This window comes from Nocardioides sp., assembly GCF_050699375.1.
Lineage (GTDB): Bacteria > Actinomycetota > Actinomycetes > Propionibacteriales > Nocardioidaceae > Nocardioides.
Window position 1 is genome coordinate 1 of record NZ_JBOHDN010000084.1, and the last position, 8,597, is coordinate 8,597.

11 protein-coding genes are annotated in these 8,597 nt (G+C 67.3%); 1 reads left to right on the forward strand and 10 read right to left on the reverse strand.

Features of this window, described 5'->3' with window-relative positions:
* Positions 1-138: 138 nt before the first annotated feature.
* Genes ddaH through ACRDPS_RS05970 form a run of 3 tightly spaced genes read right to left on the reverse strand, consistent with a single transcriptional unit; the run spans position 139 to position 1,525 of the window.
* The gene (gene ddaH / locus ACRDPS_RS05960; RefSeq protein WP_431500708.1) at positions 139-903 is read right to left on the reverse strand and encodes a dimethylargininase; all 765 of its coding nucleotides are present in this window, start codon (positions 901-903) and stop codon (positions 139-141) included.
* Between the two features lie 26 nt (positions 904-929).
* Entirely contained in the window at positions 930-1,298 is a 369-nt protein-coding gene (locus tag ACRDPS_RS05965) for a DUF5615 family PIN-like protein (protein WP_431500709.1), read from the reverse strand.
* Positions 1,295-1,525 carry a DUF433 domain-containing protein gene (locus tag ACRDPS_RS05970; RefSeq protein ID WP_431500710.1) on the reverse strand — a complete coding sequence of 77 codons (231 nt, stop codon included), beginning with the start codon at positions 1,523-1,525 and terminating at the stop codon, positions 1,295-1,297. The genes ACRDPS_RS05965 and ACRDPS_RS05970 overlap by 4 nt, the downstream gene beginning before the upstream one ends.
* Positions 1,526-1,585: 60 nt before the next feature.
* Between ACRDPS_RS05970 and ACRDPS_RS05975 the strand changes: the two genes are divergently transcribed.
* A complete protein-coding gene (locus ACRDPS_RS05975) occupies positions 1,586-2,218 on the forward strand; it encodes a class I SAM-dependent methyltransferase (RefSeq protein ID WP_431500711.1) in 633 nt (210 codons plus the stop codon).
* Positions 2,219-2,486: 268 nt separating this feature from the next.
* Here ACRDPS_RS05975 and ACRDPS_RS05980 read toward each other — a convergent pair whose 3' ends face one another.
* From ACRDPS_RS05980 to ACRDPS_RS06010, 7 genes are all read right to left on the reverse strand, one after another.
* Positions 2,487-2,957, reverse strand: a complete 471-nt coding sequence (locus ACRDPS_RS05980; RefSeq protein WP_431500712.1) for a VOC family protein — start codon at positions 2,955-2,957, stop codon at positions 2,487-2,489.
* Between the two features lie 39 nt (positions 2,958-2,996).
* Complete coding sequence (locus ACRDPS_RS05985) at positions 2,997-3,530, reverse strand: DUF6069 family protein (RefSeq protein ID WP_431500713.1); 534 nt, start codon at positions 3,528-3,530, stop codon at positions 2,997-2,999.
* A 233-nt stretch (positions 3,531-3,763) separates the two neighbouring features.
* Positions 3,764-6,124, reverse strand: coding sequence for an ATP-binding cassette domain-containing protein (locus tag ACRDPS_RS05990; RefSeq protein WP_431500714.1), 2,361 nt, complete (start codon positions 6,122-6,124; stop codon positions 3,764-3,766).
* A 62-nt stretch (positions 6,125-6,186) separates the two neighbouring features.
* On the reverse strand, positions 6,187-6,642 hold the full coding sequence (locus ACRDPS_RS05995) for a nitroreductase family deazaflavin-dependent oxidoreductase (protein WP_431500715.1): 456 nt from the start codon (positions 6,640-6,642) through the stop codon (positions 6,187-6,189).
* A gap of 63 nt (positions 6,643-6,705) precedes the next feature.
* Complete coding sequence (locus tag ACRDPS_RS06000; protein ID WP_431500716.1) at positions 6,706-7,128, reverse strand: VOC family protein; 423 nt, start codon at positions 7,126-7,128, stop codon at positions 6,706-6,708.
* 5 nt (positions 7,129-7,133) lie between these two features.
* Positions 7,134-7,625, reverse strand: coding sequence for a helix-turn-helix transcriptional regulator (locus tag ACRDPS_RS06005; protein ID WP_431500717.1), 492 nt, complete (start codon positions 7,623-7,625; stop codon positions 7,134-7,136).
* Between the two features lie 39 nt (positions 7,626-7,664).
* On the reverse strand, positions 7,665-8,330 hold the full coding sequence (locus ACRDPS_RS06010; RefSeq protein WP_431500718.1) for a DUF6518 family protein: 666 nt from the start codon (positions 8,328-8,330) through the stop codon (positions 7,665-7,667).
* Positions 8,331-8,597: the final 267 nt, after the last annotated feature.

The window sequence follows — 8,597 nt, forward strand, 5'->3', positions numbered from 1 at the left end:
TGGGCAAAGGCCACTTCGTTCAGACCTCCCCGCGAAGGCATACCGGGGTCTTTCGAGCGGGGGCAACGCCGCCCAGTGCGTGCCATGGCGGCGGACCGGGGAGGAACTTGAGGCGATGACCACTAGCCTCCGGTCGGCCTAGACGCCGCGCAGACGCACCGACAGACAGGTCACGCAGCCTTCGAGCTTCTCGAACTCGGAGATGTCGACTGGCACGACGATGTAGCCACGCTTCTCGAACAGCGCCTTGGTCCGCGGCGCCGAGGCGGCCATGAGCAGGGTGTGATCGTCGAGGATGACCACATGGGAGCCCGATTCCTCCGGAACAGGAAGGAATCGGGCTCCCCACGTCGTGGGATCGTCGACGAGCGGCTCGTGGCCGATCACGGTGCCGTCGGGCAGGGCGGTGACGGCGGACTTGAGGTGGAGCACCTTCGAGACCGGCACCGCGACGACCTCCGCTCCCAGGGGCAGGAGCAGCTCACGGAGCTGAGCGATTCCCCCGGCGTTCGTACGCCCACCCTCCCCCGCCCACACCGTGTTCCCGTGCTTGAGCACGTCGCCGCCGTCCAGCGTGCCGGGCGCCTCGATGTGGGCGATCCGGTAGCCCCGTGCGCTGACCGCCTTCTCGGCCTCTGCGGTCTCCGGGCGCCGCTCGTGAGCCCCCGGACGGCTGATCACGGCGAGGTCTCGGTAGACCACCATCGTGTCCTCGACGAACACCGAGTCCGGGCAGTCGGCGGCGGCATCGACCTCGTGGGTCGTCCAGCCGACGGAGCGCATCGCCGCGACGTACGTCTCCCACTGCTCGATCGCGAGGTCGACGTCGACCGGACTGCGTTCGAGATGGGTGACGAGGCCTTCGGCGAGTCGGGGCGAGGGGCGTCGTACGAGTGCGTGCATGGGTGAAAGTACTGTCGACCGATCGATCATCCGATCGGCAGCTTTCTGATCCGCATCGTCTCGTCGCCGAAGACCACCACTGCGCCCGACAGGAGATCGTCCTCGACGTCGCCGAGATTGTCGGTGATCACCGTCGCGATCTCGTTGACGCGTCGGCCAACCAGGCGCCGGATGAGGACGAACGAGTGAGCCGTCGCGTGGGTTCTCGCCAGAAGTGTTCCGAAATCGGTGTCGGCCGAGACAAGGACGCGTTCATCCTGGGCGGCAAGCACCAGTACGTCCGGGTCCAAGGCTCCGGCGAGTCCAAGCTGACGTATGTGAGTGACGTCGTGGCCCGCATCGGTCAGCAGGGAGACCAGCTTCTCGGAGAGGTTCTCGTCGAGCAGTAGCCTCATGCACTCGGACGTAGCGGTAGTTCGCGTTCGCGCACCGCCGCTGCCGCGTAGCGGAGGGCCTCGGCGACATCCTCGACTACCAGGTCGGGAAGGTCATCGATTATCTCGTTGGCAGTCATTCCATCTGCCACCATCGCGACGACCGTCGCTACGGGAATGCGCATGCCCCGGATTGTCGGGAGGCCGCCCATCCGATCCGGATGGACCGTAATTCGCTCGAAGGTCACACCCCGAGGGTACCTCTCAGCTACGCACTTCTGCGCGAGGTATATGCGTAGTTTGGTGTCATGAGTGAGGACGAGGGACGCAGGATGTTCGAGCCCGATGCGTGGGAGGAGCGTTACGCCGGCGAGGAGAAGGTCTGGAGCGGGAAACCCAACCCGCAGCTCGTCGCCGAGGCCTCGAACCTGACGCCGGGCGCGGCACTGGATGTCGGCTGCGGCGAGGGTGGGGACGTCATCTGGCTCGCGCAGCAGGGCTGGACCGTCACCGGCGCTGACTTCTCTGCCAAAGGACTTGAGCGGGCAGCCCGACATGCTGAGGACGCCGGGGTGGCGCCGCGGACGAGCTGGTGGCAGGTCGACGCGCGCACCTTCGACGCCGAGGGCCGGCAGTTCGACCTGGTCACGAGCCACTTCCTGCACACACCGGACGGAAGCATGGTCGACGTCGCCGGCCGTCTGGCCACCGCGGTCGCTCCAGGCGGTCATCTGTTGGTGGTCGGGCACGCTCCTTCTGAGATCTTCACGCAGTTGAGCCAGAGCCACCGCAACGCGATGTTCCTGGCCGAGGAGCTGCTGCCCGGGATCCCGGACGGCTTCGAGCCGGTCGTCGTCGAGCAGCGCCCCCGCACGACCGTCCGCGACGGCGCCGAGGTCCACATCGACGATTCGACCCTGCTGGCGCGGCGTACGTCCTAGCGTTCGATCGGCTCAGGTGCCTCCTTGTGCGGGCGAAAAATTTCGCCCGCACAAGGAGGGCATGCGGCCGCCGGTCAGTTGCGGACCATCCGGCGCTCGACACCAACAGGGTCGGGCTTGATGTGGCCGTCGAATGCGAAGCCCTGTCGCTCGTAGAACGCAGTCGCACGCCTGTTCCCGTCGAGAACCCAGACGTACCTCGGACTCCACCACGACGGCAGAGAACGGGCCCGTCCAGATGTTCGTGCGCAGGAGGATAGGGAGATGCTCAGTCCAGGCACCACTCGTTTCCCTCCGGGTCCTCCATGACGATGAAGCCGTGGCTCATCGGCGGCTCGGGCTCGAAGCGGCGTACCCGGGTGGCTCCGATCGTCACGACACGCTCGCACTCCGCCTCCAACGCAGCCATCCGCTCCTCCCCCTGCAGCCCGGGAGCGGCCCGGACATCGAGGTGGACCCGGTTCTTTGCGGTCTTCGACTCCGGCACGCGCTGGAAGAAGACGCGCGGCCCGACGCCGGCGGGATCCTCGATCGCCGAGGCGTTGTTGCGCTGCTCGACCGGCACTCCCACCTTCTCCAGGAACTCATCCCACGCATCCAGCGGTTCGGTGCCCTCGGGAACCTCGACCCCTGGCGGGCCCGGGTGGACATAGCCGAGTACGTCGCGCCAGAACGTGGAGAGTGCACGTGGGTCGTGCGCGTCGAAGGTGACCTGAACTGTTCTCGTCTCGAGTGCCATGGTCCAACGATCGCACCGATTCAGGTCAGTCCGCGTCCGCTATCGCAGATGCTGACCGGGTCGCGGCGGCAGCTCGACACCGCGGCGCTCCACCATCCGGACCGAGACCATCGGGACCACGATCGCCGCGGCCACGACGTGGCTCAGGCACAGCACTCCGACGAAGGTCAGGTCGAACTCGAAGAACGGCACCACGTCGGGGATCAGGGAGAGCCCGGTGAGCACGATGGCGGTGATCTGGAAGGTCGAGCGAGGCAGCTTGGAGACCCGGATCATCACCTCGGCGATGATGACGCCGACCAGGGAGCAGTAGACCGTCAGCATCGGGAACGCCGAGATCGGCACCTCGCCGAGGCTGCTGCCGAAGTCGACACCGGCGAGCTTGGCGATCACGGCCATCAGCGTGGTGACGACCGCGGCTACGGCCGTGGCCACCAGACCACGCGGCCACACGGGCTCCGCGCGCTCCCGTCCAGACACCATCTCCACCGCCGCGGGCTGGGCCGGACGGGTCCACTCGGTGTACGTGGACGGCGCAGGTGTCTGCCTGTGCTCGGGTAGATAGAGGGTCATGCTCGGCTGCTCCTTGGGGGCACCTCCCGCCCCGATGCGGTGGGTGTGAAACGGCTGTGAAACGGCTGGTAGGTCGCCATGGTCACGTTGATTAGGCAACCAATGCACACTAGATGCCCGTGCCACGCCGATCCGCATCCACATGCCCACAAACGGGCGTGATTCGCACCACCTCACAACGAGACGGGCCCGGCACCGGTGAATGGCGCCGAGCCCGTCTCGCAGCGTGTCGGTCAGCTCCCGACGTACTCCGCCAGGTGCTCCCCGGTCAACGTCGACTTCTTCGCGACGAGCTCTGCGGGCGTACCTTCGAAGACCACCAGACCGCCGTCGTGGCCGGCGCCCGGACCGAGGTCGATGATCCAGTCGGCGTGGGCCATCACCGCCTGATGGTGCTCGATCACGATCACCGACTTGCCCGCGTCGACCAGCTTGTCGAGCAGCGCCAACAGGTTGTCGACGTCGGCCAGGTGCAGACCCGTGGTGGGCTCGTCCAGGACGTACGTCCCGCCCTTCTCCCCCAGGTGCATGGCCAGCTTGATCCGCTGCCGCTCGCCGCCCGAGAGGGTGTTGAGGGGCTGGCCGAGCTTGAGGTAGCCGAGCCCGACGTCGCTCATCCGCCCCAGGATCTTGGCGGCGGCGGGCACCTTCGACTCGCCGTCGGAGAAGAAGGCGTGCGCCTTGGCCACCGACAGGTCGAGCACCTCGGCGATGTTGAGCTCACCGAGCCGGTATTCGAGCACGAGCGCCTGGAACCGCTTGCCCCCGCAGTCCTCACAGGGCGACGCGACGGTCTCCATGAACCCGAGCTCGGTGTAGATCATCCCGTTGCCCTTGCAGGTCGGGCAGGCGCCCTCGGAGTTGGCCGAGAAGAGGGCCGGCTTGACCCCATTGGCCTTCGCGAACGCCTTGCGGATGGGCTCGAGCAGACCCGTGTACGTCGCCGGGTTGCTGCGCCGCGACCCCTTGATCGCGCTCTGGTCGACGAACTCCACGTCGGCGCTGGCTGCCCCAGAAGTTGAGCCCAGCGAGCCGTGGATCAGCGACGACTTCCCCGACCCGGCCACGCCGGTGACGACCGTCAGCACGCCGAGCGGTACGTCCACGTCGACGTTGCGCAGGTTGTGCGACGTCGCCCCGCGGATCTCCAGATGCCCCTTCGGCTCGCGGACCGTCTCCTTCACCGACGCGCGGTGCCCGAGGTGGCGCCCGGTCAGCGTGTCGGCCTCGGCGAGTCCCTCGTAGGTCCCCTCGAAGCAGATCGTGCCGCCGTCGCTGCCGGCCCCGGGACCGAGGTCGACCACGTGGTCGGCGATCGCGATGGTCTCCGGCTTGTGCTCGACGACCAATACGGTGTTGCCCTTGTCGCGCAGGTCGAGCAGCAGCTTGTTCATCCGCTGGATGTCGTGCGGGTGCAGCCCCACGGTCGGCTCGTCGAAGACGTAGGTCACGTCGGTCAGCGCGGAGCCGAGGTGACGGACCATCTTCGTACGCTGCGCCTCACCGCCCGACAGCGTCCCGGACGGCCGGTCGAGGGAGAGATAGCCCAGACCGATCTCGACGAACGAGTCGAACAGGTGCAGCAGCCCGGCGACCAGCGGCGCCACCCCGGGCTCATCGATGGTCCTGAGCCACTCCGCGGCGTCGGTGACCTGCATCGCGCACACATCGGCGATCGACTTGCCGCGAATCTTCGAGGAGAGCGCCGACTCGTTGAGCCGGGTCCCTCCGCAGGCCGGGCACGGCTTGAAGACGGCCGCCGCTTCCACGAACTTCTTGATGTGGGGCTGGAGTGCCTCGACGTCCTTGCTGAACATCGACTTGCGGATCTTCGGGATCAGGCCTTCGTAGGTCATGTTGATGCCCTCGAGCTTGATCTTGCGCGGCTCGGCGTAGAGCAGGTCCTGACGCTGCTCCTCGGTCATCTCGTTGATCGGCACGTCCTCCGGCACGACCACCTTGTAGGCCGCCACCATCCAGCCGTCGGCGGTGTAGCCGGGCACCAGGATCGCCCCGCCGACCAGCGACTTCGACTCGTCGACGATGACCGCGAGATCGAGGTCGGAGATCGTCCCGCGGCCCTCGCACTCGGCACACATGCCGCCGAGGTAGACCGCGTCCTTGACGATCGTCTTCTCGCCCTTCGGTCCCGTCATCACGCCGCTCGCGCGGGTGGTGGGGATGTTGAAGGAGAACGCCGTCGGGCCGCCGATGAACGGGTCCCCGAGGCGGCTGAACAGGCTGCGCAGCATCGCGTAGGCGTCGGTGACCGTGCCCAGCGTCGAGCGCGGGTTGGCGCCGAGCCGTTCCTGGTCGACGAGGATGGCCGTGGTCAGCCCTTCCATCGCGTCGACCTCGGGCCGCGGGAGGCTTGGCATGAACCCCTGGATGAAGGTCGAGTACGTCTCGTCGATCAGCCGGCGTGACTCCGCCGCGATCGTGCCGAAGACCAGCGAGGACTTCCCCGACCCCGACACCCCGGTGAACACCGAGAGCCGGCGCTTGGGGAGCTCGACCGAGATGTCCTTGAGGTTGTTCTGCCGGGCCCCTTGGACGCGGATCAGGTCGTGGTTGTCCGCACTGTGCTCACTCATGTACTGAAGGCTAGATCGTGACCCGGTACGTGCGCCTCCGGATTCGTCATGTCCCACCGGTCTCACCTCGGGAGCAGACGGATCAGCGGGTAGACCCGGTCGGACTTGGCCTGGTACTTCGCGATCTGCGGCGAGGCCTTCACCACGACCTGCCAGGCCCTCTCGCGCTCCTCGCCCTCGAGGGGCAGAGGAGTGGCAGCCACCGGCTCCCCGGCTGGAAGCTCGTACGTCACCTGTTCGGGCTTCGCGAAGAGGTTGGCGTGCCAGTCGGGGTGATGAGCGCCGCCGCCCGAGGCGACGATGACCCGCCCGCCGGCCCCGTCGTCGAACCAGGCCAGCGGCGTCTCGCGCGGCTCACCGCTGCGTCGGCCCACGGTGTGCAGCACGAGGACGTCCATCCCCCAGAACTTGCCCTTCCCGTTACGGACCTTGCGGATCAGCCGCGCGTTGGCGCGGTGCTGCATCCAGCGCGAGAGCCGCCCCGGCGTACCGGGCTTCTTGGTCTCTGTCTGTGTCATCGGTCTTCTCCTTGTCGCGAGCGTCCGGCGGCGGCATGAACCCGGCGCGGCACATGGCTCGGCCTACTTGACCTGCTGCAGGCGGACGGTGTTGCCGGCCGGGTCCCGGAAGGCGCAGTCGCGCTGGCCCCAGTCCTGGTCGGTCGGCTCCTGCATCACCTCGGCGCCGCTCGCGTCGACCTTCGCCTGGATCTCGGCGAAGGCGGCGTCGACGTCGGGGCTGCCGAGCATGAGGCTGGCGAAGCTGCCCTTGGCCATCATCTCGAGGACGACCTTGCCCTCGTCCTCGGAGATGTTCGGGTCGGCGGTCGGCGGGTAGAGCACGATGCTCACCCCGGGCTGGGAGGGCGGTCCGACGGTGAGCCAGCGCATGTTCTCGTAGCCGACGTCGTTGCGTACCTCGAAGCCGAGAGCGTCGCGGTAGAACCTCAGCGAGGCCTCCGGGTCGGTGTGCGGCAGGTAGCTGTGGCAGATGTTGATGTCCATGGCCCTCACGTTATGTAGGGGTCAGGCACCTTCGCTTCTCGATTCCTGATCGACTTCGGACTGGTCGGATTTCTTCGGACCGGCCGGGTGACCTGCTTGGAGACGCACGGCGGGATCCCGACGCCGCCGTCCGAGGCCCGCTCACGGTAGAGGCTCGGCGACATCCCGACGAGCTCGCTGAACCGGGTCGAGAACGTCCCCAGCGAGGAGAACCCGACCTCGAAGCAGATGTCGGTGACGCTGAGGTCCCCGCGGCGCAGCAGGGTCATGGCCCGCTCCACGCGGCGGGTCATCAGGTAGGAGTAGGGCGGCTCGCCGTAGGCCTTCTTGAACTCCCGGCTCAGGTGGCCCGACGACATGTGTACGCCCCGCGCCAGCGCCTCCACGTCCAGCGGCTGGGCGTACTCCCGGTCGATGCGGTCCTTGACCTGGCGCAGCACCTTGAGGTCGCGCAGCCGCTGGTCCTGACCCTGCCCGCTGCTGGGCTTGTTCGTCACCCGCGCATCATCCCATGTCGTGGACCTTGATGAGCAGGGTCAGATGGTGAACGCCATATCGATGAGGAGGCTGATCCCCACCGCCACTCCCGCGCCCACGACGAGCACCAGCAGGGCGTAGCACCGCTCCCGCAGGGAGCGGCTCAAGGCCAGAGGGAGAAAAACACCGAAGACGGTGTAGCACCAGGCCGCAGTGGTGCCGGGCCCGCTGTTCGAGTTCGCGTCGGTGGCGAGCGAGAAGAAGCGGAGTCCTTCCATCACCCAGACGGTTCCCGTCAAGCCGGCAGCTGCTGCCCGGATCAGCTGCCGGTGATGACGCAGCAGTGCGCCGGCCGCGGCATAAGCCGGTCCGGCTACCAGTCCGGCGAGAACCCAGATCACCACCGCGGCCATACCCGCCGGATATCCGCGGAGCTCTGAGGTCGCGTAGTAGCCGAAGACGAGCCCTACCTGCGAAAGGACTCCGGCGATCGCCGCCAGGCGCCAGCGCCCGCGGGCGCAGAGCCCGATCAGGAAGGCGATGGTGACCCAGGGAGCGGCCGAGTTGACCAGGGCATGCCAGCCACCCATCAAGGCGCTCTGGCCGAAGGACGTCAGCGCCCCGCCTGCCAGGCCCGCTGACCCGGCGAGTGCCAAGAGATGCCACGGCCGGAGGGCAGCAGGGCTGTGAGCCTGCGTCTGTGTCGGGCGATCGGTCGTGGACACGGTGCTCGATTCCTCGTCGTGAAGCAGTGGCTGGTATGCCCTGACTGTGTATCAGGTCACGTGCGGGCGTACTCCTGGGGGATGTCCGGCCGGGCTTCGGGGGACGTCGGCTCGGCCCATTTTGGGGAACGAAGAATTTTCCGGCCAAGGATGTCGAAATCGCGTGGTGCCATTCGTGGAGTAGATGAAGGCACGCTGTGCCTGAGAAAGCCCGGACGGATAGGAGAAAGTCATGTGGGACACAGCTCAGAACCCCGAGAACACCAA

What these genes read in the sequence shown, in the direction of transcription:
- ddaH (WP_431500708.1), bottom strand. Translation starts at nt 903, where the DNA reads ATGCACGCACTCGTACGACGCCCCTCGCCCCGACTCGCCGAAGGCCTC.
- ACRDPS_RS05965 (WP_431500709.1), bottom strand. Translation starts at nt 1,298, where the DNA reads ATGAGGCTACTGCTCGACGAGAACCTCTCCGAGAAGCTGGTCTCCCTG.
- ACRDPS_RS05975 (WP_431500711.1), top strand. Translation starts at nt 1,586, where the DNA reads ATGAGTGAGGACGAGGGACGCAGGATGTTCGAGCCCGATGCGTGGGAG.
- ACRDPS_RS05980 (WP_431500712.1), bottom strand. Translation starts at nt 2,957, where the DNA reads ATGGCACTCGAGACGAGAACAGTTCAGGTCACCTTCGACGCGCACGAC.
- ACRDPS_RS05985 (WP_431500713.1), bottom strand. Translation starts at nt 3,530, where the DNA reads ATGACCCTCTATCTACCCGAGCACAGGCAGACACCTGCGCCGTCCACG.
- ACRDPS_RS05990 (WP_431500714.1), bottom strand. Translation starts at nt 6,124, where the DNA reads ATGAGTGAGCACAGTGCGGACAACCACGACCTGATCCGCGTCCAAGGG.
- ACRDPS_RS05995 (WP_431500715.1), bottom strand. Translation starts at nt 6,642, where the DNA reads ATGACACAGACAGAGACCAAGAAGCCCGGTACGCCGGGGCGGCTCTCG.
- ACRDPS_RS06000 (WP_431500716.1), bottom strand. Translation starts at nt 7,128, where the DNA reads ATGGACATCAACATCTGCCACAGCTACCTGCCGCACACCGACCCGGAG.